Origin of the sequence: Saccharothrix violaceirubra, assembly GCF_014203755.1 — a bacterium.
In the GTDB taxonomy this organism is placed as follows: domain Bacteria; phylum Actinomycetota; class Actinomycetes; order Mycobacteriales; family Pseudonocardiaceae; genus Actinosynnema; species Actinosynnema violaceirubrum.
This window is the reverse complement of sequence record NZ_JACHJS010000001.1, coordinates 2,401,715-2,426,679: the sequence shown is the minus strand read 5'-3', so window position 1 is coordinate 2,426,679 and position 24,965 is coordinate 2,401,715. Positions and strand designations below refer to the sequence as shown.

Sequence of the window (24,965 nt, the reverse complement as noted above, 5' to 3'; positions counted from 1 at the left end):
CCCGGGCAGGACCACCGTGCCGTCCGGAGTCCAGTAGGTCGAAGATCACCTCTTGAGCGACCGCTCAACCCTCGGCTACCCTCGGTTTTGAGCGATCGCTCAAGAACGTCTGGGGGACTCCGTGCGACACCGCGACCACTGGTACGAGACGATCACCCGCCTGCTGGCCGTCGCACTGGTGCCGGCGGCCTACCTGGTCACGCCACGTCGCGCCGTGCACACGGCCTGCCAATGGGCACTGGCGGCACGCTTCCCGTCCGAGGACCTCACCGGCCTGACCCCGGCGACCCGTGCGGCGTTCACGGCCGCACGCACACAGGCGTTGTGGCGGCACGGCGAACTGATCGGCCTCACCTCCGGACACCGGGACGGCGCGCGACAGGACCGCCTGTTCGCCGCCGAGGTCCGCCGCACCGGCTCGCCCGCGGCGGCCAGGTCACGGGTCCTGCCGGCGCACGAGTCCCGGCACGTCGCCGGAACCGCGCTCGACGTGCGACCGGTCGAAGGCGCGCGCTGGCTGGAGGAGCACGGGTGGCGACACCACCTGTACCGGGTGTACGACAACGAGTGGTGGCACTTCGAATACCGACCCGACGGTCAGCCGCGACGCCTGCCCCACCCGGGCGCGGCGCTCGTCGACCACTGCGAGCCTCTACGGTGACGCCGTGGCCGACACCAGACAACGCCTGATCGACGGCGCGATCGCGACGATCCGCACGCACGGCTACGCCGGCACCTCGGCGCGGACCATCGCGGCGTCCGCCGGCGTGAACCAGGCGCTGGTCTTCTACCACTTCGACGGCGTCCACGACCTGATCCGGGCCGCGTGCCTCGCCGCGACGCGGGCCCGGGTCGCGCCGTTCGCCGAACGCCTCGACCGGATCACCGACCTGCGGGGTCTGCTCGCGCTCGGCCGCACGCTGCACACCGCGGAGCGCGCCGAGGGCAACGTCACGGTGCTGGCCCAGATCCTCGCCGGCGCCCAGGCCGACTCCGACCTGGCCGAGGCCGCGGCGGCGGCACTGAACCTGTGGATCACCCCGATCGAGCAGGCCCTGGACCGGCTGCTGGCCGACTCGCCGGTGGCCGAGTGGATCGACACGGCGGGTCTGGCCCGTGCGGTGAGCGCCGGGTTCGTCGGGCTGGAGCTGTACGAGGGGGTCGACCCGGCCGGTGCCCTCGCCGCCCTGGACGCCCTCGACCGGCTCGCCGTCCTCGTCGAGGTGGTCGACGACCTCGGCCCGGTCGCACGCCGCGCGCTGCGGGCCAGACTCCGCAAGGCGGAACGGCCTACTTGATGACGTGGAAGGCCGGGTGGGCGTACCACGCGGCCATCGCCGACGCGTCGAGGTGGACATGGCCCTCGACGCGGACACAGCGCCCCTTGCCCTCGAGGTACCCGATCAAGTCGGCGGCGGGCGGCGTCCGGAACTCGACGAGTACCCAGCCCTCGGCCTCTCGTGCGACGCGCTGTGCCAGGCGGCCCAGCAGCGGCCGACCCGCGACGTCGCTGACGAAGATGTGCAGCCCGACGTCGCAGAGCATCGTCCGCCCGGCGGCCCGCTCGACGACTTCGACCTCCGCCGGGTCGTTCTCGAAGTCGGGCGGGTACAGGGTGTAGCCGTAAGGCAGTCCGTCGGCCGGGCGCCAGTACTCCGGACAACCCGCGTCCGGGGCCATCCCTTCGGCCGTCATCGCCGCCACGACGATCGGCTCGACGCGTTCGGCGGTGTACGGGGTCAGGACGGTCAACGCGGTTCCGCTCACCGCCGTAGTCGACACCATGGACCCGGCGGCGTTGACCCCACCCCATTTGATGCTAATAATACTAGCACTATGCGATGGTCAGTCGATCACTCCTCACGGGAGGCGTTGCCGCTCCAGATCGCGGCGTGCGTACGGCAGGGCGTGGCCTCGGGCGAACTCGTCGTCGGCGAGCAACTGCCCCCGGCCGCGGAACTGGCGGAAGCGCTGTCGGTCGACCGCAACACGGTGCTGGCCGCCTACCGGAAGCTGCGCGACGACGGCGTCCTGGAGTTCCGCCGGGGTCGCGGCGCACGGGTCGCGTCCGCCGCGACGGAACCGGCGCCGGTCGTCGAGGCCGCCCGGACCCTCGTGGCCCTCGCCCGCGACCACGGTCTCGGGCGCCGGGACCTGGTCCGCCTGGTCGACAAGCTGATGTGACGACGAAAGGACGGTGCCCCATGGCGGCATCCCCACCGACCGGCCGGTACTCGATCTACACCGGCCGGGTGACGAACTGGCCGTTGGTCGTGGTCCTCGGCACCGCCCTGCTGGTGCCGCTGCTGCTCCTGGGGACCCTGTCGCGCGGCGACCGGCTCGACCCGGCCGGCCCCGCGATCCCGCTCGCGGTGGCCGCCGGCGCGCTGCTCGTCCTCGTGCTGACCGGGTTGAACGTCCGGACGGCCGCGGGCCCCAACGGGATCACGGTGCGCTGCGGGGTGCTCGGCCGGCCGCGCCGCACCTACCGCCTGGCGGACGTCGACCGGGCCGAGGTGATCGACCTGAAGCCGACGCTGTCGCGCGTGTCCTTCGGCTACTGGTGGACGCCCCGCCGCACCTTCTACACCGTCCGGACCGGCCCCGCGCTGCGGCTCACGCTGCACAACGGTCGGAGCGTGACCATCACCGTGCCGGACCCCCTGGCCGCGATCACGGCCATCCACGAGGCGAAGGGTCAGCCCCGGACCTGAGCCAGGTTCGCCTGGTGCGGACCGGCGAGCCAGTCCTGTTCGAGCCGCGCGTCGGCCGGATCCCCGCCGGCCAGCACGGCGTCGAGGTAGGCGCGGTCGGCTTCGAGCCGGGCCGCCACCTCGGGGCCGACGGCGACGGCACCGTGCCCGGGGATCACGACGTCGACGTGCCGGGCGGCCTCGCCCAGCCGGTCGAGTGCCGTCGCGTACGCGGCCGGCTGGCCGGTGCGGCGCGGGTCGAACAGCGGGATCAGGACGTCGGAGAGCATGTCGCCCGCGATCAGGACGCCGCGGTCGGCGAGCAGCAGGGCGGCGTGGCCGACGGCGTGCGCGTCGTGCTCGACGACCTCGCCCGGCAGCACTCCCCCGGCCGCGGGCAGCGGGGTGAGCAGCCCGACCAGGTCGAGGGGCACGCCCGACGCGCTCTGCTCGGCCATCGCCCGCGCTCGTTCCCGCACCTCGCCGGCGGATTGGGCGCACGCGGCGGTCGCGTAGCGCGGCACGTCGCCGAACCGGGAGTGCCACAGCAGGTGGTCCCAGTGCGGATGGGTGCAGAAGCCGGCGACCACCGGGATCCCGAGGCGGTCCACGTCGTCGGCCAACTCCGCCAGATCGGCGCCGCCGATGCCGGGGTCGACGACCACCAGCCCGTCGTCGCCGCGCACCACGACGGCGTTGCTCCAGACCCACTCGCTCTGCCGGACCCAGACGCCGTCCGCCACCTGATTCAGCATCGGATCACCCTGTCAGGCGCGTCCGTCCGAGGCGAGTCGCCACGCCCGGATCACCGCCGCGCCTCGATGAGGAACCGGCGGGACCAGGCCACGAACGAGCCGTCGGCCCGGATCCGCTCGTGCAGCTCCCGCAACCGGTCCCGGTACCTCTCCACGGTGAAGTCCGGCACGAACCAGATCACCTTGCGCAGGAAGTAGACCACCGCGCCGACGTCGAAGAACTCCATCCGCAGCTCGGCGGTCCGCAGGTCGACCACCTCCAGCCCGGCCGCCTCCGCACCGGCACGCGCGAGGTCCGCCTCCCGGCCGCTCTCGCCCGGGGGCCGCGGGCCGAGGAAGAAGTCGTAGACCTCGTGGCCGCTGTCCGGACCGACCTGCTGGGAGAAGTAGGTGCCGCCCGGTGCGAGCACCCGGGCGATCGCCGCCCAGTGGACGCCCACCGGGTGGCGACTGGTGACCAGGTCGAACGTGCCGTCGGCGAACGGCAGCACGGGCCCGCCGGCGTCGGCCACCACGACGACGCCCTTGTCCCGCAGGTTCTCCTGCGCCACGGCCAGGTTCGGCGGCCACGACTCGGTCGCGACCATGGCCTTGGCCGCGCGCTGGGGGATGCCCGCCAGGACCTCCCCGCCACCGGTCTGCAGGTCCAGGCTCACGTCCGCGCGGCCGACCCGTTCGCCCATCAGCCGCTGGTAGCCCCAGGGCGGCCGGTCCTCGGTGGCCCGGCCGTCGAGCCAGGAGAAGTCCCACCCGGTGACGTCGGCCGCGTCGGCTTCCGCGACCAGGTCCTCGAATCCGCCCATGACAGGCAGAATCCCACGGCACGCCACCGATTTCGCGAGTCCTCCACCCGGACACCGCGAAACACGCACTCGGACACCCTGGAGGGCCGGTGACCACCGCACGGCGGTCACCGGCACCCGATGCCTACACGTTGCGCCGGTACTGGCCGCCCACCTCGAAGAACGCCTCGGTGACCTGGCCCAGCGTGCACACCCGCGCCGCGTCCATCAGCACGGCGAACACGTTCTCGCCCGCCTGCGCCGCCTCCTTGAGCCGCCGCAACGCGGGCTCGGCCTCGGTCGCGTGCGCCGCCGCGAACGCCCGCGTGCGCTCCACCTGAGACCGCTTCTCGTCCTCGGTCGCCCGCGCCAGCTCGATCGTCACCTGCTCCCGCGACCCGTCGGCGGGCAGGAACGTGTTCACGCCGATCAGCGGCAACGTCCCGTCGTGCTTGCGCTGCTCGTACAGCATCGACTCGTCCTGGATGCGCCCGCGCTGGTAGCCGGTCTCCATCGCACCGAGCACGCCACCGCGCTCGGACAGCCGGTCGAACTCCAGCAGCACGGCCTCCTCGACCAGGTCGGTCAGCTCGTCGACCACGAACGAACCCTGGAGCGGGTTCTCGTTCATGGACAGGCCCCACTCCTTGTTGATGATCAACTGGATGGCCATGGCCCGCCGCACGGACGACTCGGTCGGCGTGGTGATCGCCTCGTCGTAGGCGTTGGTGTGCAAGGAGTTGCAGTTGTCGTACAGCGCGCACAACGCCTGGAGCGTCGTACGGATGTCGTTGAAGTCCATCTCCTGCGCGTGCAGCGAACGACCGGACGTCTGCACGTGGTACTTGAACTTCTGCGACCGGTCGTTGGCGCCGTACCGCTCGCGCATGGCCACGGCCCAGATCCGCCGCGCCACCCGGCCGATCACGCTGTACTCGGCGTCCATGCCGTTGGAGAAGAAGAACGACAGGTTCGGCGCGAAGTCGTCGATCGACATGCCGCGCGCGAGGTACGACTCGACGTAGGTGAACCCGTTGGCCAGCGTGAACGCGAGCTGGCTGATCGGGTTCGCCCCGGCCTCGGCGATGTGGTAGCCGGAGATCGACACCGAGTAGAAGTTGCGCACCTTGCGCCCGATGAACCACTCCTGGATGTCGGCCATCATCCGCAGCGAGAACTCGGTGGAGAAGATGCACGTGTTCTGGCCCTGGTCCTCCTTGAGGATGTCGGCCTGCACCGTGCCGCGCACGTTCGCCAACGCCCACGCGGCCAGGTCCGCGGCCTCCTCGGCGGTGGGTTCGCGCCCCTCGTCCGCGCGGAACCGGTCGACCCGCTGGTCGATCACGGTGTTGAGGAAGAACGCCAGGATCGTCGGCGCCGGGCCGTTGATCGTCATCGACACGGACGTGGTCGGCGCGGTCAGGTCGAACCCGTCGTAGAGCGCCTTCATGTCGTCCAGCGTCGCGATCGACACGCCGGACGTGCCCACCTTGCCGTAGACGTCCGGCGGGGTGTCGGGGTCGCGGCCGTAGAGCGTCACCGAGTCGAACGCCGTGGACAGTCGAGTGGCCTCGGACCCGGACGACAGGTACTTGAACCGCCGGTTGGTGCGGAACGCGTCCCCCTCGCCGGCGAACATGCGCGCCGGGTCCTCGCCGTCGCGCTTGAACGGGAAGACGCCTGCCGTGTAAGGGAAGTACCCCGGCAGGTTCTCCTTGCGCAGGAACCGCAGCAACGTGCCGTCGTCGTCGAACCCGGGCAACGACACGCGCCGGATCTTGTTGCCGGACAACGTCTCCCGCGTGAGTCGCGTGTGGATCTCCTTGTCCCGCACCCGCACCACGAGTTCGTCGCCGCTGTAGTCCTCGACCACGCGCGGCCACGCCGCCAGCAGCTCGGCCGCGATCCCGTCCACGTGCCGACGGGCGGACTCCAGCACGGTGGTCAGGTCGGCCGTGTCGAGGCCGGCGCGTTCCAGCTCCTCGCGCGCGGCGGCCAGGTGCGCGACCCGGCGGACGGCGTCGACGTGGGTCTCGGTGGCCCGGTGGTAGCCGCGCACGGTCTCGGCGATCTCGGCCAGGTAGCGGGCCTTGGACGCGGGCACGACCGTGGCCGCCGCCGTGGACACGCGACCCTCGACGACCGGCAGCGTGCCTTCGGCCAGGCCCAGGCCACGTGCGCCGAGCGCGTCGCGCAGGTGCTGGTAGAGCGCGGTCACACCGTCGTCGTTGAACGTCGCCGCGCTCGTGCCGAACACCGGCATGTCCTCCCAGGAGGACCCGAACGCCTCACGGTTGCGCACGAGCTGGCGTGCCACGTCACGACGCGCGTCCTCGGCGCCCCGGCGTTCGAACTTGTTGATCGCCACGGCGTCCGCGTAGTCGAGCATGTCGATCTTCTCGAGCTGGGACGCGGCGCCGAACTCCGGCGTCATCACGTACAGCGAGTGGTCGACGTAGGGCACGATCGCGGCGTCGCCCTGACCGATGCCGGGCGTCTCGACGACGACCAGGTCGAACCCGGCGGCCTTGCAGGCGAGGATCGCGTCGGACAGGCCGTCGGGCACCTCGGTGCCCGCCCGTCGGGTGGCCAGCGACCGGAAGAACACCCGGTCGCCCTCCAGGCAGTTCATCCGGATGCGGTCGCCGAGCAGGGCGCCGCCGCCGCGCCGCCGCGTGGGGTCGATGGCGAGCACGGCGATGCGCAGCTTGTCCTGCTGGTCGAGCCGGAACCGGCGGACCAGCTCGTCGGTGAGCGAGGACTTGCCCGAGCCGCCGGTGCCGGTGATGCCCAGGACCGGGACGGCCCGCGCGTCGGCCGCCTTGACCAGGCGGGCGCGCACGTCGTCGGGCAGCCGGCCGGCCTCGATGAGGGTGATGGCCCGGGACAGGTCGTCCTCGCCGCCCGCGAGCAGGCCGTCCCACGAGTCGGGCAGGCGCTCGGCGAGGTCGACGTCGCACTCCTCGACCATGGTGTTGATCATGCGGGCGAGGCCCAGCTTCTGCCCGTCGGCGGGCGAGAAGATGCGGGCCACGCCGCGCGAGTGCAGCAGCTCGATCTCCTCGGGCACGATGACGCCGCCACCGCCGCCGTAGACCCTGATGTGCCCGGCGCCGCGCTCGTTCAGCAGTTCGACGAGGTAGGAGAAGTACTCGACGTGCCCGCCCTGGTAGGCGCTGATCGCGATGCCCTGCACGTCCTCCTGCACGGCGGCGGCCACGACCTCGCGTACCGAGCGGTTGTGGCCCAGGTGCACGACCTCGACGCCCTGGGTCTGGAGGATGCGGCGCATGATGTTGATGGCGGCGTCGTGCCCGTCGAACAGGCTCGCCGCGGTCACGAACCGGACCGGGTGCACCGGCTTGTGCAGCGTGCTGGGTGCGCTCACGACGGCTCCTTCGACATCGCGGATGTGACCACAGATTACTAGGACATCCATCTATCGGAAGTGCAAGCGTTGTGGCGTGCGCCACCGGCGTGTCGGCCGCACCGCTCCTGGCGGTCCCATGATCCGCCCACCAGCCGTTTCGCCGGGTGCCGACTCACCCGAACGGTGGGGAATAGGGATATGCGTGCGAGCGTGGAATGGTTTGAGGGGACAATGCCACGACCGCCGCCACCACGGGCGTGACAGCGTTGTCGACGGCGGTGTAGGAACTGATCGAAAGGGGTACGAGAACGCCCATGAGCAGCACACCGATCTACGACGAGCTGGCCGCGCTCCTGCTCGTCGACGAGCCGGTCTCCGCTGAACCGACGACGGCCAAGCCCGCCGAGCGGCCCGCCGACCCGACACCGCCCGTCCGCACCGGCGGCCGTCGACGCAAGCCCGACGCCGACTCCTGACGCCAGGACCGGCAGACCGTCAGCCACGCAGGTCGGGGAAGTCCTCCTCGCGGAACTCCCCCGGTCCGCCGGTCGGCCTACCCCGCAGGTCGACCCGACGGATCTTGCCGGACACCGTCTTCGGCAGTTCCGCGAACTCCAGTCGCCGCACCCGCTGGTACGGCGCCAGGTGTTCGCGCGCGTGCCTCAGGATCGCGAACGCGGTACCCGCGTCCGCCGCGAACCCCCGCGCGAGCACCACGAACGCCTTCGGCACCGCCGACCGCACCGGGTCGGGCGCCGGCACCACGGCCGCCTCCGCCACCGCCTCGTGCTCCAGCAGCACGCTCTCCAACTCGAACGGCGAGATGCGGTAGTCCGACGCCTTGAAGACGTCGTCGGTGCGCCCCACGTACGTGATGTAGCCGTCGTCGTCCACCGAACCCACGTCGCCGGTGTGGTAATGGCCGGCGCGCATGACCTCGGCCGTGCGCTCCTCGTCGCCGTGGTAGCCGACCATCAGGCCCAGCGGGCGCCTGGACAGGTCCAGGCAGATCTCGCCCTCGCGGGCCGGCTCGCCGGTCACCGGGTCGAGCAGGACGACCGGGTAGCCGGGCACCGGCCGGCCCATCGAGCCCGGTTTGACCGGCAGGCCCGGCGTGTTCGCGATCTGGACCGTCGTCTCGGTCTGGCCGAACCCGTCCCGGATCGTCACGCCCCACGCCCGCCCGACCCGCTCGATCACCTCGGGGTTGAGCGGTTCGCCCGCGCCGACCACCTTGCGCGGCGGCGTGCGCACGGTGCCGAGGTCGGCCTGGATCAGCATCCGCCACACGGTCGGCGGCGCGCAGAAGCTCGTGATGCCGCAGCGGTCGATCTCGGCCAGCAGCCGCTCGGCGTCGAACCGGGCGTAGTCCACGACGAACACGGTCGCCTCGGCGTTCCACGGCGCGAACACGTTGCTCCACGCGTGCTTGGCCCAGCCCGGCGACGAGACGTTCAGGTGCACGTCGCCCGGTTCGAGGCCGATCCAGTACATCGTGGACAGGTGTCCCACCGGGTACGACGCGTGCGTGTGCTCCACCAGCTTGGGACGTGCGGTCGTGCCGGACGTGAAGTACAGCAGCACGGTGTCGTCCGCACGGGTCTCGCCGTCGGGCACGAACAGGTCGGGGGCGTCCGCCGCCGCGGCGTGGTCGACCCACCCGGGCACGGGGTCGCCGACGACGATCCGGGTGTACCCGCCCGGCACGTCGGCGAACTTCGCGGGCTCGGACGTGACGACGTGACGCACCCGGCCGCGCGTGACCCGGTCCACCAGGTCGGCCGTGCCCAGCAGGGTCGTCGCCGGGATCACCACGGCCCCCAGCTTCAGGGCGGCCAGCAGCGTCTCCCACAGCTCGACCCGGTTGCCCAGCATCAGCAGCACCCGGTCGCCCCGGCGCACGCCGTGCGCCCGCAGGTGGTTGGCGAGACGGTCGGAGCGGCGGGCCAGTTCGGCGAACGACCAGCGACCCTCCGTGCCGTCCTCGGCGACGATCCACAGCGCGGTGCGGTCGTTGTCGCGCGCGATCACGTCGAACCAGTCGAGCGCCCAGTTGAAGCGTTCGAGCAACGGCCATTCGAAGGCGGCGCACGCGGCGTCGTGGTCGTCGGACGTGGCGAGCAACAGGTCACGGGCGGCGCGGAAGACCGCGGTCGCGTCGGGTTCGTCGGCCATCCCCGCAGCCTGCGCCGGCCCGGACGGGCGCACCACCTCCGTTCGACGGCGGACCTGTCGCCCGGACGAGTGACTTGATCAGAACTCTCCGAGTTCGGCCTTGGCCGACGCGCACTCCGCCCGCAGGCCGACCGAAATCGCCCGACTGATCCCGTCCAACGCTTCGAGCTGCTCGACGCTCAGCACGTCGAACAGGTGCTCCCGCACGGCCGTGACGTGTCCGGGCGCGGCGGCCTCCAGCACGGCGAAGCCCTCGGAGGTCAGCTCCGCGATCGAGCCGCGCCGGTCGGACGGGCACGCGCGGCGCGTCACCCAGCCCTCCTTCTCCAGCTTGGCCACGGCATGGGACAGGCGGCTGCGCGACGAGTGGCACAGGGCGGCCAGCTCGCTCATCCGCAGCGCCCGGCCCGGCGCCTCGGAGAGGGCGACGAGGATCTCGTAGTACGCGACCGGCATCCGGGAGTCGCGCTGGAGCTGGCGGTCCAGGTGCTCGGTGAACCTGGTCACGGCGGTCATGAAGGACCGCCAGACCCGCTGCTCATCCTCGCTCAACCAGCGCACTTCGCTCATGCGCCCATCATACGGGCATTGTTGAGAACTCAACCAAGATGCGCTATCTTCGATTGAGAGTTCAACCAAACGACCCGGGAGCAGACCACCATGAGCACCCTGACCGACCAGATCCCCGGCTACATCGCGGGCACGTGGGTGATCGACCCGGTGCACTCCGACGTCTCCTTCGTCGTCCGCCACCTGGGCGTGTCGAAAGTCCGCGGCCACTTCTCGGCCTTCGAGGGCACGATCGTGACCGGCGCGGACCCGTTGACGTCCACCGTCACCGCCACGATCGAGACGGCGTCGGTCGACACCCGCAACGGCCAGCGCGACGCCCACGTCCGCGGCGACGACTTCCTCGACGCCGACAACCACCCGGAGCTGACCTTCGTGTCCACCGGCGTGCGCGCGGTCGACGGCGGGTTCCTCGTGGACGGCGACCTGACGCTGCGCGGCGTGACCAAGACCGTGACGCTGGAGCTGGAGCCCAACGGGTTCGGCGACGGCATGCAGGGCGGCAAGGTCGCGGGCTTCTCCGCGAGCACCGAGATCAACCGGCGCGACTTCGGCGTGACCGGCGGCCCGGCCGGCGCCGTCGTCGGCGACAAGATCACGATCCTGCTGGAGATCGAGGCCACCCTCCAGGAGGGCTGAGGTCGTCCACGCGAAGGGTCCGCCGACAGTGTCGGCGGACCCTTCGCGTTGTCTACGCTGCGCGAAGTCATCGCTGGATCAGGTGGGGCGGATATTCCATACGAAGTCGCATACGAGTACGTTCGGCGTACTTCGAGTCCACGTCTGATCACCCGTCCCACCCGGACGTATGCCGGTCGTGACCGATGGGCTGACTTCGGTTGACACTGAAGGCACAGCAGGCCGGGGACCACCCTGCGCTCACATTGCCTAGACCACGTGGGTGACGTCCGGACCGCGCATGGCACCATCTGGCGGCAACGCGTACCGGACTTCGGCGAGGAGGATTCGCGTGAACGGTCAGACCGAGCAGGTCGACGACCTCCGACTCGTCGCGTTGCCCACCGCGATCAACGTCGCGGACCTGTTCGTGCGGTTCTCGCTCGGCGAGTGGCGTCTGCGCACCATGCAGGACGAGGCGGCCCAGACCGCCCGTCGGCTCGTGGGCGCGGCCGTGGACGTCGCCGACCCGAAGAAGCCCGGTCTCCTGCTGATCCGCCTGCGGCTGTCCGGCGGCCACCTCGCGGTGGAGGTCGAGGGTGGCCGCGTGGCGCTGCCGCCGGAGTTGACCGGCGGTCGGGCGGGGCTGGTGGCCCTCACCGCCGGCGGCCACCTGGCGTGGTGCGAACTGCCCCTGCCGTCGGGCATGAACGCCGCCGCGGTGCCGTTGCCCCGCCGCGAGCCGCGCCGCTCCCCCGCCGCCGAGGCGATGGGGGACGAGCCCGCCGTGGACCCCGAGGTCATCCAGCGCATCCTGCACAGCCTCGGCGGCTCGACCGAGCGTCGGCCCGAGTAGTCGACGGGCGCCCGAGCACACGGTCGGGGTGTCCGAGTGCGTGTTTCAGGGTGCCTGAGCTTGTCTTTTGAGGTCCCGGGCGGTTGACGGACACCCCGGTTGATCACAGAAGCAGCCCTTGGTCGATCATCGCTCTTGCGACAGAAGGACGATCGACCAAAGGGCTGCGTGATCAGTGTGCACCATCTCGACCCCAGATCGGCGCTCGGGGCGTTGTCCGGGTTCCGGCGGGAGTTCCACCGGTGTCTGACCCGTCGGGCGGACGGGTTGTTCGAGCTGGCCGACGCCGTGCTGTGCGCCGACGGACCGGTGCGGACCCTGGTGGGGTTGTCGTTGGCGCCCGAACACCGGCGTGGGCACGGTGGCCTCTACGACGCGGTCAACAACGGCCGCATCGAGGTCGACCGGCTACGCGACGCGCTGGCCGGGACGCCGTTGCCGCGGGCCGCGGACGGCCGCCTGGTGCTCGCGGTCGACGTCTCGCCGTGGTTGCGGCCGGACGGCGCGACCTGCCCGGACCGCACGTTCTGCCACGTCTACGGACGCGGCAGAGGCGAGCACCGCATGATCCCGGGATGGCCGTACTCGTTCGTGGCCGCGCTGGAGACCGGCGGCACGTCGTGGACCGCGCTGCTGGACGCGGTCCGGCTGCCGCCCGGCGCGGACCTCGCCGCGGTGACCGCCGCCCAGGTCCGCGGAGTGGTCCAACGGCTCATCGCCGCCGACCAGTGGCGCCGGGGTGATCCGGAGATCCTGGTGGTGTTCGACGCCGGTTACGACGCGCCCCGCATCGCCCGTCTGCTCGAGGACCTGCCGGTGCGGGTGCTGGGACGGATGCGGTCGGACCGGGTGCTGCGCCGCCCGGGCCCGCCCCGGGTCCACAACCCTCTGGGCGGACGGTTTCGCAAGCACGGCGGCGAGTTCGTCTTCGGCGACCCCGCCACCTGGGGCGCCGAGGACGTGCTGACCCGCACCGACACCCGTCTCTACGGCACCGCCACCGCACAGGCCTGGAACCGGCTGCACCCGCGACTGACCCGCCGGGCCGCCTGGATCGACCACAGTGGACCGCTGCCGATCGTCGAGGGCACCGTGATCCGACTGACGGTGGAGCGCCTGCCCTCCGGCGGGGTGAACAAACCGGTCTGGCTGTGGTGTTCCGATCCCGACTCCGGCCCGGTCGAGGTCGACCGCTGGTGGCGGGCGTTCCTGCGGCGCTTCGACATCGAGCACACCTTCCGTCTGCTCAAGCAGACGCTCGGCTGGACCAGACCCAGGCTGCGCGATCCCGAGGCCGCCGACCGCTGGACCTGGCTGATCCTGGCCGTCCACGCACAACTGCGCCTGGCCCGCCCGCTGGTCGCCGACCTGCGCCACCCCTGGGAACGACCCGCCGAACCCGCCAGGCTCACCCCGACCCGCGTCCGGCGCGGGTTCCGCAACCTCCACATGAAGATCGCCCGCCCAGCGGCTGCACCGAAACCGGTCCGCCCCGGACCGGGACGACCTCCCGGCTCGAAGAACCGCGCCACCGCACCGCGCTTCGACGTCGGACTCGTCCTGGCCACTGGACGGGCACATACCCGACCGGCCCACCACAAGAAGGGCACCAAACCCCGCCGAACAGGTTAAAAGACAAGCTGAGTGCGTGTTTCAGGGTGTCCGGGTGGAGGACTCGCGGGTCAGGGCGAACAGGGCCGCGGTGAGGACCGCCATGCCCAGCCACGAGATCGGCGGCAGGTGTTCGTCGAGGACGACGACGCCCAGCAGGGCGGCGACGGCGGGTTCGGCCAGTGTCAGGGTCGTCGCGGCGGCGGCCGAGGTGTGCCGCAGGCCCAGGGCGAACAGCAGGTACGCGGTGAACGTGGTGACGATCGCCAGGTGTGCCACCACGGCCAGGCCGCCGGGCGTGGTCAGCCACGACAGGCCCAGGACCACGGGGATCGGCCAGACCACCAGGGCCGCGCCGCCGAACATCGTGCCCACGACGGCACGGGCCGGGAACCCTTGGGCGATCAGCTTCCCCGTGGCCACGGGGTAGACCGCGTAGGACAGCCCGGCGACCAATGCCAGTACGACGCCGAGGAGATCCAGCCGGGCACCGCCCGCGCCCAGGACCAGCGTCGCGCATCCCACCACCGCCACCGCTGTGACGACCGGCCGGGCGCGGGCGCCCAGCAGGATCGGCGCGGTGGCCAAGGCGATCGTGGTCGACACCGCGACGCCGGTCCGCGCCACGGCGGGGTAGAAGGCCGACGCGTAGCCCGCCACGGTGACCGCGCCCACCGCCAACAGCCGGCGGTCGGCGTCGCGCAACACCTCTCGCGTGCCGGGCGAAGTAAGGAACAGCAGGACGCCGCCGACGGCCAACGCCGCGGCGCCGATCGCCACGCGTGGCGCGGTCGTGGGCGCGAAGGCGCTCACGGTGCCGGTGGACCCCCACAGCAGGCACGCGGCCAGGATGGGGAGGGGACCTTGGACGAAGCTCGGGCGTGCGATGCCGTGGGACGACACGGGTTCTCCGGTTCGCGAAGAGGTGACGAGGACGCGAACGGGCGCAACGCGGTACGGGATGAGAAAGCGGCTGCGCCCGGATCAGGCGCGCGGCGGCGAGAAGGTCACGGATCGCAGCTTAGCCCACGTGCGCACCGGTATCCTCGGATCATGGAGACCGGGGTCGCCGACGACCTGCTGAGGCGCTCCCTCGTCGTGTACAAGTTCGCGGTCGAGGAGCTGATGACGAAGCTGCGCATCCTCAGCGAGGAGTTCGACCTCGTCCACCGCCACGACCCCATCGAGCACATCACCCAGCGCGTGAAGCGACCCGACGCGATCCTGGACAAGTTGCGGCGCAAGGGACTCGAGCCCGACCTGGCGCTGGCCGCCGAGCACCTCGACGACGTGGCGGGCGTGCGCGTGGTGTGCCCGTTCGTCTCCGACGTGTACCGGGTGCGGGACATGCTGGCCCGGCAGAGCGACGTGGAGATCCTGCTCACGAAGGACTACATCGCGGCGCCCAAGCCCAACGGCTACCGCAGCCTGCACCTCATCGTGCGCATCCCGGTGTTCCTGTCCGACCGCGTCGAGCACGTCAAGGTCGAGGTGCAGCTGCGCACCATCGCCATGGACTTCTGGGCCACGTTGGAGCACAAGCTCTACTACAAGTACGACGACCACGTGCCCGCGGGCTTCGTCGAGGAGTTGACCACCACGGCCGCGATCGCCGCCGAACTCGACGAGCGCATGGAGTCGCTGCACCTGAAGGTCCACCGCGACGAGAACTAGGACAGCCGGCGGGCCTCGAAGCCCCAGTCGGTGATCTTCTCGCGACCGTCCCGTTCGTACAGCACGAAATCGTGCACGTCGAACGGCCCCGCGCCCAGGCTGATCTCCGTGCGGTCGCCGGAGACCACGATGGAGTAGATCCCCGGATCGTCGCGCAGGAGTTCCGCGCGGACCTCCGGAGCGAGTGCCGCGGTGAGCCGGGCCGCCGCCTCCTCGCACGAGTCGGCGCGCGCGAGCCGCAGGAGCTTGACCCGCGCCTCCTCCACGACGAGGTCGCAGACGGTGGCGGTGTCGCCCGCGCCCAGCGCGTGCAGGTACCGGATCACGGTCACGGCCTCGGCCCGCAGGTACGCGCCGCAGCCGCGCACCCCGAGCAGGACCAGACCCGCGATGGCCGCGATCGCCACCGTGCCACCGAGGAACCTGCCGAGCGATCTCATGCGCCGACGGTACGGACACCGTCCCCCCTACCGGTCACAGGTTCGCCGACCACACCGGTTTCCCCACTCCTCCTGATCGCCAAACGAGCGTTCACATGTTTGGTTACGGGGCACCGGAGAATTTCTTGAAAATGACTCCGAAGAGAGCAGGGAAACGTTCTCGTGGGCCACATTCCGGACACGCCGAAGGACCTGGATCACACTTGACACGCGACCACGAATAACTCTCATATCCCCTGGTCGGTTTACGGAACAAAGTGGTCCAAACCACTCCGTTCGAGTGAACCTCACACCAACCCCGATAACGTCGGGTGTACGCGTCGGAAAATCGGGGAATGAATACCTGATAAATGCTCCGTTCGGCGGTCGCGCCGATCAAGACGCGGCAGCCAACGTTGGTCACCGGCCGATTGGCCTGTTCCTAGAAGGATGCGATGGACACCGACCTGATCTCCCGACGATTAAGCGCGCTCGCGCACGACCACCGGGTGCCCGGCGCCCAGCTCGCGGTCAGCCACGCCGGGGAGACGTGGCATCGAGAGGTGAACCTCACACCGGGGGCCGCGGTCCCGATCGGTTCGATCACCAAGACCTGCACGGCGACCGTCGCCATGGCCCTGGTCTCCGACGGCGACCTCGAACTCGACGCGCCGCTGGGCGACCACCTGCCCGAGGCGCCGGACGCGCTGACCCTGCGCCACCTGCTCAGCCACACCGGCGGCCTCCCCTCGGACCAGGAGGACGTGCGGGCGACGTCGCTGCGCCGCTACGTGCGCGAGACCGTCCGCTCACTCGACCCGCTGCACCGGCCCGGCGCCGGGTTCTCCTACTCCAACATCGGCTACGTCCTGGTCGGCCACCTGATCGAGATCGCGACGGGGATGACCTGGTGGGAGGCCATGGAAGAGGTGCTGCTGCGACCACTCGGCCTGCGCGCGCACTTCACCGTGGGCCGGGACACCGACCGGTCGATCGCCTCCGGCCACGCGGTCAACGCGGCCACCGGGCGCGTGGTGCCGGTCCGCCAGTCGCTGGCCGTCGTGGACGCGCCCGCGGGCGCGCTCGCGGCTTCGGCCTCGGACCTCGTCGCCTTCGGGCGCATGCTCGCGGGCGGGGAACCGCACCTGGTGTCCGCGTCCGACCTCGCGCTCATGCGCACGCCGGTCGACGACGCCGAGCCGTTCGGCATGGCCGACGGCTGGGGTCTGGGCCTGGCGCTCTACGAGCGGGACGGCTCGACGTGGGTCGGCCACGACGGCACCGCCGACGGCACCTCGTGCCACCTGCGAATCGACCCGGAAAGCGGCACGGTGGTCGCGCTGACGACGACCGGCAGCACCGGGTTCGCGCTGTGGCGCGACCTGGTCGGCGATTTGTCCGACGCCGGGCTGCCGGTCGCGGATTACGACCCGTTGCGCGGAATGGCGCTGCCCATCCCCCCGCCGAGGGACTGCGCCGGGCACTTTCGAAACGGCGATACGGAATACCGCGTCCGACCCGCGGGCGAAGAGGTGCTGGAACTCACAGTCGACGGCGAGCCGTTCGCGGACCTGTCGCTGTTCGACAACCTCGTGTTCGCCATGCGGGATTCCGACACGGGCGACACCAGCCAGACCGGGCGTTTCCTCCGGGACCCGCGGGGCGGCGGGATCGAATGGATTCAGATCGGCGGCAGGCTCGCCCGCAGGCAAGTCCGGGAAATGGCTTGACAAGTTCGGTTTGAACTCACCCTTACGCGGGTAACGGTTCCCCCGCGCGACATTCCGAAAGGCGCCTCTCGCGATGACGCACGCCCTCGACCTGCCCGCCCTCGTGGCAGAACGGGTGCGCCGCACACCCGGTGCGCCCGCCATCGTGTCCCCCGACGAGACAGTGGACTACCGCGAACTCGACGCGCGGTCCAACCGCCTGGCCCACCTGTTGATCGACCGGGGTGCGCGGCGCGAACGCGTGATCGCGCTCGCGCTGCCCCGCTCCGTGGAGATCGTCGTCGCGCAGCTCGCGGTGCTCAAGACCGGCGCCGCGTACCTGCCCGTCGACCCGGCCTACCCGGCCGAGCGGATCGCGTTCATGCTCGCGGACGCCGCTCCGCTGCTGGTGGTCGACGGGCCGCTGGACACCTCGGCGTACCCCGAGCACGCGCCGGAGGTGGCGATCCGGCCCGACGACCCGGCCTACGTGATCTACACCTCCGGGTCGACGGGCAAACCCAAGGGCGTCGTGGTCACGCACCGGGGCCTGCCCGCGTTCGCGCGGGCCGAGGCCGAGCACCTCGACGTGCGGCCGGGCGACCGGGTGCTCCAGTTCTCGTCGCCGAGCTTCGACGCGTCGGTGTTGGAGCTGTGCATGGCGTTGCCGACGGGCGCGGCCCTGGTCGTGCCGCCGCCGGGACCGCTGCTCGGCGAGCAGCTCGCGGACGTGCTGGAGCAGCAGCGGGTCACGCACGCGCTGATCCCGCCGGTGGCGTTGGCGACCGTGCCGCACCGACCGCTGCCGGACTTCCGGACGCTGGTGGTCGGCGGTGACGCGTGCGCGCCCGACCTCGTGGCGCGGTGGGCGCCGGGTCGGCGGATGGTCAACGCCTACGGCCCGACCGAGTCCACTGTGGTCACGAGCTGGAGCGGCGCGCTCGAACCCGGCGGCACGCCGCCGATCGGACGGCCGATCCCGGGCACCGAGGTGCGGGTGCTGGACGCGGACCTGCGGCCGTGCGCCGAGGGCGAGCTGTACGTCACGGGCGTGGGGCTGGCACGCGGCTACCTGGGGCGGCCGGGGCTGACCGCGACCCGGTTCGTCGCCGACCCGTTCGGCACGCCGGGCGCGCGCATGTACCGCACGGGCGACGTGGTGCGGGTGCGCGACGACGGCGACCTGGAGTTCGTCGGCCGGGCCGACCACCAGGTCAAGATCCGCGGGTTCCGGGTCGAGCCGGGCGAGATCGAGGCGCTGCTGGGCACGCACGAGGGCGTGGCACAGGTGGTCGTGGTGCCGCGCGACGAGCCCAAGCGGCTCGTCGCCTACGTCGTCGGACGCACCGATGGCCTGCGGGAGTTCCTGGCCGAGCGGCTGCCGAACTACATGGTGCCCGCCGCGTTCGTCGCGCTCGACCGCTTCCCGTCGAGCCCCAACGGGAAGCTCGACCGGTCCGCGTTGCCCGCGCCGGTCGTCGGCGACGTGCCCGAGGGCTTCGTGGCACCGCGCACCGAGACCGAGCGGCGGGTCGCGGCCGTGTTCGCCGACGTGCTCGGCGTGACCGTGCCCGTCGGCGCGCACGACGACTTCTTCGCGCTGGGCGGCGACTCGATCCGCGCGGTCCGCGTGCTCGGCCGCCTCGGCGGGCTGCCGGTGCGCACGCTGTTCGAGTCGCGCACGGTCGCCGCGCTGGCCGAGCACGTCCCGGACGCGCCGCCCGCCCCGATCCCGGCGGTGTCCCGCGACGGCGTCCTGCCGTTGTCGCCCGCGCAACGCCGGCTGTTCTCGTTGGACGGCACGGCCGAGCAGAACACGGCCGCCGGGCTGCGCCTGACCGGCCGACTGGACCTCGACCGGCTGGCGGCGGCGCTGGACGCGGTGGCGGACCGGCACGACGCGTTGCGCACGACGTTCGACGTGGTGGACGGCGAACCGGTCCAGGTCGTCGCGTCGACCGGCACGATCCCGCTGAACCTGACCACCGAGCCGGAAGCCGCGCTGGCCGAGCCGTTCGACCTGCGCACCGGTCCGCTGACCCGGGCGCTGCTGGTGCCGCTGGGCGTGGACGACCACGTGCTCGTGCTCAACCAGCACCACATCGTCACCGACGGCTGGTCGGTCGGCGTGCTGGTCGAGGAGCTGGCCGACCGCTACGCGGGGGTCGCGCCGCCCGAGCCGACCGTGCAGTACCCGGACTTCGCGGCGTGGGACGCGGCCCGTCCGGTCGACGGGCTCGACCACTGGGTGGCGCGGCTGTCCGGCGTCGAAGCCCTGGACCTGCCCACCGACCGGCCCCGGCCGGCGCTGCGCACCACGGCCGGCGCGGTGCTGCGCACGCCGCTGCCCGCCGACCTGGTGGACCGGCTGACCGGCGTCGGCCGCGCGCACGACGCCACGCTGTTCATGACGCTGACGGCGGCCGTGCAGGTGCTGCTGTCCGCGCGCAGCCACCAGCGGGACATCGCGGTGGGCACGGTGGCCTCCGGCCGCGACCGCGCGGACCTCGACCGGACCGTGGGCTTCTTCGTCCGCACCCTGGTCCTGCGCTCGTGGGTGGACCCCGAGCTGCCGTTCAGCGCCTTCCTCGACGACGTCCGCACCACCGCGCTGGACGCGTTCGCGCACGACCGCGTCCCGTTCGAGCGGATCGTGGCGGCCCTGCGCACCGCGCCGGACCCGAGCCGGTCGCCGCTGGTCCAGGCCGCGGTGGCATTGCACGAACCGCTCGTGCGCCGGACGTCCTTCGGCGACCTGGCGCTGTCCGAGTACGACCTGCCGCGCCCCAACGCCCGGTTCGACCTCGTGGTGGAGTTCTGGCCGCGCGGCGACGACCTCACGCTCACCGTGGAGTACAACCGCGACCTGTTCGACGAGGCGACGATCCAGGGCCTGTCGACGGACCTGCGCGCGCTGCTGGAACGCGTGGTCGAGCACCCCGACCGGCCGTTGCGCGACCTGGCCGGGCTGGACTTCCCGCCGGACGACGCGGTGCGCGTGCGCGGCCTGCGGGTCGACCCCGACGAGGTCGAGGAGGTGTTGCGGCGGCACGACGACGTGACCGACGCGGCCGTGGTCGCCGTGGACGGCCGGCTGGTCGCCTACGTCGCACCGGCGGCGAACCCGGCCGCGCTGCGCGGTTTCCTGGAGCAGGTGCTGCCCGCGCACTGCGTGCCGACCTCGTACGTCGGAGTCGCGGAGCTGGACCGGTCCGCGCTGCCGACGCCGCCCGCCGAGACCGCGGTCCGCCACGTGGCACCGCGCACGCCGGTGGAGGCGGTGCTGGCCGACGTGTTCGCCGAGGTGCTCGGCGCCCGCCGGGTGGGCGTGCGGGACAACTTCCTGGCCCTGGGCGGCGACTCGATCCTGGCCATCCAGGTGGTCACGAAGGCGCGTGCCGCGGGCCTGGTCCTGACTTCGCGCGACGTGTTCGCCCACCAGACGATCGCCGCGCTGGCCCCGCACGTGACCCGCGACGCGCCGCCCGTCACGCACCAGGGCGAGGTGACCGGCGACGCGCCGCTCACGCCCATCCAGCACTGGTTCCTCGACCGCCACACCGTGCGACCCGGGCACTTCGACCAGTCGCTCGTGGTGGAGTTCGGGCACGACGTCGACCCGGCCGCCCTGCGCACCGCGTTGAACGCGTTGGTCGCGCACCACGACGCGCTGCGTATGCGCTTCACGCCGCACCGCCAGCACAACGCCCCGGTGACGGACGTGGACCTGTCGGGCGTCAAGGAGTTCGACCTGTCGACGGGTCCGCTGCTGCGGGCCGAGGTGCTCGACGCGCGACGGGTCCGGCTGGCCGCGCACCACCTCGTGGTCGACGGCGTGTCGTGGCGCGTGCTGGCCGAGGACCTGAAGACCGCCTACGGCCAGGCCGCGTCCGGCAAGACCATCCACATCGGACGGAAGACGACGTCCTTCCGCGACTGGGCACGGCGACTGCACGCGCACACCGCCGCCGGCGGGTTCGACGACGAGCTGGCGCACTGGCGTTCGGTGCGGGGCGACGCGGACCTGCCCGTGGACCGGCACGGCCCGGACGACACCGCGTCCGAACGCGTGGTGACCGTCCGGTTGACCGCCGCCGAGACCACAGCGTTGCTGCGCGACGTGCCGCCGGTCTACCGCACGCAGGTCAACGACGTGCTGCTGGCCGCGCTCGGCCGCGTGCTGGCGGATTGGACGGGCCGCTCACGCGTGCTGGTGGACCTGGAGGGCCACGGCCGGGAGGAGCTGTTCGACGACCTGGACACCTCGCGCACGGTCGGCTGGTTCACCACCCTGTTCCCGGTCGCGCTCGACCTGCCGGACGCCGACTGGGGCACGACCCTCAAGGCGGTCAAGGAACAGCTCCGGGCCGTGCCGCGCAAGGGCATCGGCTACGGCGCGCTGCGGCACCTCGCCGGCGCGGACATCGCCGCGGACCCGCGGGTGGGCTTCAACTACCTGGGCCGGTTCGCCGCCGGGCAGCGCGACCTCGACCTGTCCGCCGACCCGGCCGCGCCGCGCCCGCACCTGCTCGACGTCGTCGGCAAGGTACAGGACGACCGGTTGGAGTTCTCCTTCCACTACAGCGACAACGCGCACGCCGAGGCCACGATCCGGGTGCTGGTCGAAGGGTTCGCGGACGCGTTGCGCGGCATCGCCGACCACTGCGCGTCCCCCGGCGCGGGTGGGCGGACGCCGTCGGACTTCCCGCTCGTCGCGTTGACGCAGGAGCAGGTCGACCGGATCACCGGCGAGGACGCCTACCCGCTCACGCCCATGCAGGCGGGCATGGTCTTCCACGGCCTGGCCCGGCAGGGCCTGTACTTCCAGCAGACGAGCTTCGTCGTGGACGGCGTGCCGGACTCGGCGGCGTTCGCGCGTGCCTGGCAGGACGTCGTGGACCGCACGCCCGTGCTGCGCTCCTCCGTGCTCTGGGACGACGTGCCGCAGCCGCTCCAGGTCGTGCACGCCCACGCGCGGGTGCCCTTCACGTTCCTGGACTGGAGCGGCATGGGCGACCGGGAACGCGCCGAGCGCTGGGAACGGCTGCTGGCCGACGACCGCGACCAGGGGCTCGACCTCGGCGTGGCACCGCTGATGCGGGTGGCGATCATCCGGCTGTCGCCGGACTCGGTCCGTGTGCTGTGGACGTTCCACCACGTGCTGCTCGACGGGTGGAGCGTGTTCCACGTCCTGTCGGACGTGCTCGCGCCCGACCTCGCGCTGGAGCGCCCGCCGTTCCGGGACTACGTGGCGTGGCTCGACCGGCAGGACGACCGGGCCGCCGAGCGGTACTGGCGGGACGTGCTCGGCACGTTCGACTCGCCGACACCCCTGCCGCTGGACCGCCAGGGCGACCTGCACGCGGCGTCGTCCGCGCACCGGCACGGCATCGAACTGGACGAGGCCGAGTCGGCGCGGCTCTACGAGTTCGCCCGCCGGCACCGGGTCACCCCGAGCGCGATCGTGCAGGGCGCGTGGGCGTTGCTGCTGGGCCGGTCGAGCGGTCGCCGCGACGTGTGCTTCGGCGCCACGGTCTCGGGTCGGCCCGCCGACCTGCCGGGCGTGGACGCGATCACCGGCATCTTCATCAACACCCTGCCCGTGCGGGTCGGGATCGACGGCACCGCACCGGTCGCCGAGTGGCTGCGCGCGCTCCAGGCCGCGCAGGTGGAGGCCCGCGCGTTCGAGCACGTGCCGCTGACCCGGCTGTCGGGCTGGAGCGGCGTCGAGGGCGGCACGAACCTGTTCGACAGCGTCGTGGTGTTCGAGAACTACCCGACGGACCTGTCCGACGGCATGGGTCTGCGCGAACTCCAGGCGGTCGAGACGACGAGCTTTCCCCTGTCGGCGACCGTGTACCCGGAGAACCGGCTGGGCGTCGTGCTGGGCTACGAGCCGGACCTGTTCGACGCGGCCACGGTGCGCGTGCTCGGCGAACGGCTGCGCACCCTGCTCGGCGGCCTGGTCGCGGACCCGGACCGGCCGCTGTCGCGGGTGCCGTGGACGACGGAGGTCGAGCGGGCCCGGATCGCCGACTGGACCGGTCGCGGCGGCGAGTTCGCCACCGGCACGATCACCGCGCGGTTCGCCGGGCAGGCCGCCCGCACGCCGGACGCGGTCGCCGTGACCTGCCAGGGGTCGAGCCTCACCTACGCGGAACTGGACGCCCGTGCCAACCGGCTCGCCCACCACCTGATCGCCCGGGGTGCCGGGCCGGAAAGCCTGGTGGCACTGAGGTTCCCGCGTTCGCTCGACCTCGTGGTGGCGGTGCTGGGCGTGCTCAAGTCGGGCGCGGCCTACCTGCCGGTCGACCCGGACTACCCGGCCGAGCGCATCGCGGTGATGGTGGCGGATGCCCGGCCGGTCGTGGTGCTCGACGCGCTGCCGGACCTGGCGGAACTGCCTGCCACGGCACCAGAGGTCGTGCTCCGTCCGGAGCACGCCGCATACGTCATCTACACCTCGGGGTCGACTGGCAAACCCAAGGGCGTCGTGGTGCCGCATGGCAACGTGATCCGGTTGTTCACGGCGACGGACGCGCGCTTCGGGTTCGGTCCGGACGACGTGTGGACGCTGTTCCACTCGTACGCGTTCGACTTCTCGGTGTGGGAGCTGTGGGGTCCACTGCTGCACGGCGGTCGGCTGGTCGTCGTGCCGTTCGAGATCTCGCGGTCGCCCGCGGACTTCGCCGCGTTGGTGCGCGACGAGGGCGTGACCGTGCTCAACCAGACGCCCTCGGCGTTCTACCAACTCCTGGGCGAACGGATCGCGGTCCGCTACGTGATCTTCGGCGGCGAGGCCCTCGACGTGCGCAAACTCGCGTCGTGGCAGGGCACCGGCGAGCTGGTCAACATGTACGGCATCACCGAGACCACCGTCCACGTCACCCACACCACCGCCGACGGCACGATCGGCGTCCCGATCGCGGACCTGCGGGTGCACGTGCTGGACGAGGACCTCGACCCGGTCCCGCCGGGCGTGGTCGGCGAGATGTACGTCGCGGGCGCCGGGCTGGCGCGCGGCTACCTGGACCGACCCGGCCTGACCGCGTCCCGGTTCGTCGCCGACCCGTTCGCCGCCGACGGTTCCCGGATGTACCGCACGGGCGACCTCGCGAAGTGGGACTCCGGACGGCTGCGCTACTTCGGCCGTTCGGACCACCAGGTGAAGGTCCGCGGGTTCCGGATCGAACTCGGTGAAGTAGAAGCCGCGATGCACGCGCATCCGTCGCTTGCAGACGTCGTTGTACTGGTGCACGAGCACCGCCTGGTCGCCTACTACGTCCCGGAACACCACGTCACCGTTTCGGAACTCCGCGATCACGCGACCGGGGTCCTGCCCGACCACATGGTCCCGGCGGCGTTCGTCGCCCTGGAGGCGCTGCCGTTGAACGCCAACGGCAAGCTCGACCGCGTCGCGCTCCCCGCGCCCGAGCGCGACGCGGTCACCTCCGCCGAGTACGTCGCACCGCGCACCGAGACCGAGCAGGCCATCGCGGACATCTGGGCCGAGGTGCTCGACGTCGACCGGGTCGGCGTCGAGGACAGCTTCTTCGCCCTCGGCGGGGACTCCATCCGCAGTCTGCGCATCACCGCGCGCACCAAGGCGATGTTCGACGTCGACCTGTCGCCGCGTGACGTCCTCACCGCCCGCACCGTGACCGGTCTGGCCGACCTGGTCGAGGAACTGGTGCTGGCGGACCTCGAAGCCCTCGCCGACCGGGAAGCGTGAA

General features: G+C 71.9%; 18 protein-coding genes and 1 pseudogene. 11 read left to right on the top strand and 8 right to left on the bottom strand.

Annotation, left to right across the window (positions count from 1 at the left end; genetic code table 11):
• Positions 1-121: 121 nt before the first annotated feature.
• Complete coding sequence (locus F4559_RS11870) at positions 122-661, top strand: M15 family metallopeptidase domain-containing protein (protein ID WP_184668397.1); 540 nt, start codon at positions 122-124, stop codon at positions 659-661.
• A 4-nt stretch (positions 662-665) separates the two neighbouring features.
• Positions 666-1,298 (top strand): TetR/AcrR family transcriptional regulator, encoded by a 633-nt coding sequence (locus tag F4559_RS11865; protein WP_184668395.1) that lies wholly within the window; start codon positions 666-668, stop codon positions 1,296-1,298.
• Here F4559_RS11865 and F4559_RS11860 read toward each other — a convergent pair.
• Complete coding sequence (locus tag F4559_RS11860) at positions 1,291-1,767, bottom strand: hypothetical protein (protein ID WP_184668393.1); 477 nt, start codon at positions 1,765-1,767, stop codon at positions 1,291-1,293. The two genes, F4559_RS11865 and F4559_RS11860, sit on opposite strands and share 8 nt — an antisense overlap.
• A gap of 69 nt (positions 1,768-1,836) precedes the next feature.
• Between F4559_RS11860 and F4559_RS11855 the strand changes: the two genes are divergently transcribed.
• Positions 1,837-2,184, top strand: a complete 348-nt coding sequence (locus F4559_RS11855) for a GntR family transcriptional regulator (protein ID WP_184668391.1) — start codon at positions 1,837-1,839, stop codon at positions 2,182-2,184.
• A 20-nt stretch (positions 2,185-2,204) separates the two neighbouring features.
• On the top strand, positions 2,205-2,714 hold the full coding sequence (locus F4559_RS11850) for a hypothetical protein (protein WP_184668390.1): 510 nt from the start codon (positions 2,205-2,207) through the stop codon (positions 2,712-2,714).
• On the opposite strand, the gene F4559_RS11845 is transcribed toward F4559_RS11850, so the two are convergent.
• From F4559_RS11845 to icmF, 3 genes are all read right to left on the bottom strand, one after another.
• On the bottom strand, positions 2,699-3,448 hold the full coding sequence (locus tag F4559_RS11845) for an MBL fold metallo-hydrolase (RefSeq protein ID WP_184668389.1): 750 nt from the start codon (positions 3,446-3,448) through the stop codon (positions 2,699-2,701). The two genes, F4559_RS11850 and F4559_RS11845, sit on opposite strands and share 16 nt — an antisense overlap.
• A gap of 50 nt (positions 3,449-3,498) precedes the next feature.
• Positions 3,499-4,251: a class I SAM-dependent methyltransferase gene (locus tag F4559_RS11840; protein ID WP_184668387.1), complete on the bottom strand. Its 753-nt coding sequence runs from the start codon at positions 4,249-4,251 to the stop codon at positions 3,499-3,501.
• Between the two features lie 124 nt (positions 4,252-4,375).
• A complete protein-coding gene (gene icmF / locus F4559_RS11835) occupies positions 4,376-7,618 on the bottom strand; it encodes a fused isobutyryl-CoA mutase/GTPase IcmF (protein WP_184668386.1) in 3,243 nt (1,080 codons plus the stop codon).
• 296 nt (positions 7,619-7,914) lie between these two features.
• On the opposite strand from icmF, the gene F4559_RS11830 reads away from it, so the two are divergent.
• Complete coding sequence (locus tag F4559_RS11830; RefSeq protein WP_184668385.1) at positions 7,915-8,076, top strand: hypothetical protein; 162 nt, start codon at positions 7,915-7,917, stop codon at positions 8,074-8,076.
• Positions 8,077-8,095: 19 nt separating this feature from the next.
• Here the strand turns inward: F4559_RS11830 and F4559_RS11825 are convergent, their stop codons facing one another.
• Both F4559_RS11825 and F4559_RS11820 read right to left on the bottom strand, forming a co-directional pair.
• Positions 8,096-9,775, bottom strand: a complete 1,680-nt coding sequence (locus tag F4559_RS11825; protein WP_184668384.1) for an AMP-binding protein — start codon at positions 9,773-9,775, stop codon at positions 8,096-8,098.
• Between the two features lie 78 nt (positions 9,776-9,853).
• The gene (locus tag F4559_RS11820) at positions 9,854-10,345 is read right to left on the bottom strand and encodes a MarR family winged helix-turn-helix transcriptional regulator (protein WP_184668383.1); all 492 of its coding nucleotides are present in this window, start codon (positions 10,343-10,345) and stop codon (positions 9,854-9,856) included.
• Between the two features lie 90 nt (positions 10,346-10,435).
• Here F4559_RS11820 and F4559_RS11815 point away from each other — a divergent pair, with 90 nt between their 5' ends.
• The 3 genes from F4559_RS11815 to F4559_RS11805 all read left to right on the top strand — a co-directional run bounded on the left by F4559_RS11815 (position 10,436) and on the right by F4559_RS11805 (position 13,451).
• Positions 10,436-10,984: a YceI family protein gene (locus tag F4559_RS11815; RefSeq protein WP_184668382.1), complete on the top strand. Its 549-nt coding sequence runs from the start codon at positions 10,436-10,438 to the stop codon at positions 10,982-10,984.
• A 331-nt stretch (positions 10,985-11,315) separates the two neighbouring features.
• Positions 11,316-11,819, top strand: coding sequence for an ATP-binding protein (locus F4559_RS11810; protein ID WP_184668381.1), 504 nt, complete (start codon positions 11,316-11,318; stop codon positions 11,817-11,819).
• 168 nt (positions 11,820-11,987) lie between these two features.
• The gene (locus F4559_RS11805; RefSeq protein ID WP_312865599.1) at positions 11,988-13,451 is read left to right on the top strand and encodes an NF041680 family putative transposase; all 1,464 of its coding nucleotides are present in this window, start codon (positions 11,988-11,990) and stop codon (positions 13,449-13,451) included.
• Positions 13,452-13,472: 21 nt separating this feature from the next.
• Here F4559_RS11805 and F4559_RS11800 read toward each other — a convergent pair whose 3' ends face one another.
• On the bottom strand, positions 13,473-14,243 hold the full coding sequence (locus F4559_RS11800; RefSeq protein WP_312865598.1) for an EamA family transporter: 771 nt from the start codon (positions 14,241-14,243) through the stop codon (positions 13,473-13,475).
• A gap of 240 nt (positions 14,244-14,483) precedes the next feature.
• Here F4559_RS11800 and F4559_RS11795 point away from each other — a divergent pair, with 240 nt between their 5' ends.
• Positions 14,484-15,104, top strand: a complete 621-nt coding sequence (locus F4559_RS11795) for a GTP pyrophosphokinase (protein ID WP_184668376.1) — start codon at positions 14,484-14,486, stop codon at positions 15,102-15,104.
• Here the strand turns inward: F4559_RS11795 and F4559_RS11790 are convergent.
• Positions 15,101-15,544: a hypothetical protein gene (locus tag F4559_RS11790; RefSeq protein ID WP_184668374.1), complete on the bottom strand. Its 444-nt coding sequence runs from the start codon at positions 15,542-15,544 to the stop codon at positions 15,101-15,103. The two genes, F4559_RS11795 and F4559_RS11790, sit on opposite strands and share 4 nt — an antisense overlap.
• A 434-nt stretch (positions 15,545-15,978) precedes the next feature.
• Between F4559_RS11790 and F4559_RS11785 the strand changes: the two genes are divergently transcribed.
• Together F4559_RS11785 and F4559_RS11780 are read left to right on the top strand one after the other, a co-directional pair.
• Positions 15,979-17,253, top strand: coding sequence for a serine hydrolase domain-containing protein (locus F4559_RS11785; protein ID WP_184668372.1), 1,275 nt, complete (start codon positions 15,979-15,981; stop codon positions 17,251-17,253).
• Between the two features lie 91 nt (positions 17,254-17,344).
• Positions 17,345-24,964 (top strand): annotated as a pseudogene (locus F4559_RS11780) (amino acid adenylation domain-containing protein); the annotation flags it as partial.
• Position 24,965 lies beyond the last annotated feature (1 nt).

Excerpts from the sequence above, each read along its gene's own strand:
- F4559_RS11850 (WP_184668390.1), top strand. The coding sequence starts at position 2,205 with ATGGCGGCATCCCCACCGACCGGCCGGTACTCGATCTACACCGGCCGG.
- F4559_RS11815 (WP_184668382.1), top strand. The coding sequence starts at position 10,436 with ATGAGCACCCTGACCGACCAGATCCCCGGCTACATCGCGGGCACGTGG.
- F4559_RS11790 (WP_184668374.1), bottom strand. The coding sequence starts at position 15,544 with ATGAGATCGCTCGGCAGGTTCCTCGGTGGCACGGTGGCGATCGCGGCC.
- F4559_RS11830 (WP_184668385.1), top strand. The coding sequence starts at position 7,915 with ATGAGCAGCACACCGATCTACGACGAGCTGGCCGCGCTCCTGCTCGTC.
- F4559_RS11785 (WP_184668372.1), top strand. The coding sequence starts at position 15,979 with ATGGACACCGACCTGATCTCCCGACGATTAAGCGCGCTCGCGCACGAC.
- F4559_RS11820 (WP_184668383.1), bottom strand. The coding sequence starts at position 10,345 with ATGAGCGAAGTGCGCTGGTTGAGCGAGGATGAGCAGCGGGTCTGGCGG.
- F4559_RS11825 (WP_184668384.1), bottom strand. The coding sequence starts at position 9,775 with ATGGCCGACGAACCCGACGCGACCGCGGTCTTCCGCGCCGCCCGTGAC.
- F4559_RS11855 (WP_184668391.1), top strand. The coding sequence starts at position 1,837 with ATGCGATGGTCAGTCGATCACTCCTCACGGGAGGCGTTGCCGCTCCAG.
- F4559_RS11845 (WP_184668389.1), bottom strand. The coding sequence starts at position 3,448 with ATGCTGAATCAGGTGGCGGACGGCGTCTGGGTCCGGCAGAGCGAGTGG.
- F4559_RS11795 (WP_184668376.1), top strand. The coding sequence starts at position 14,484 with ATGGAGACCGGGGTCGCCGACGACCTGCTGAGGCGCTCCCTCGTCGTG.
- F4559_RS11840 (WP_184668387.1), bottom strand. The coding sequence starts at position 4,251 with ATGGGCGGATTCGAGGACCTGGTCGCGGAAGCCGACGCGGCCGACGTC.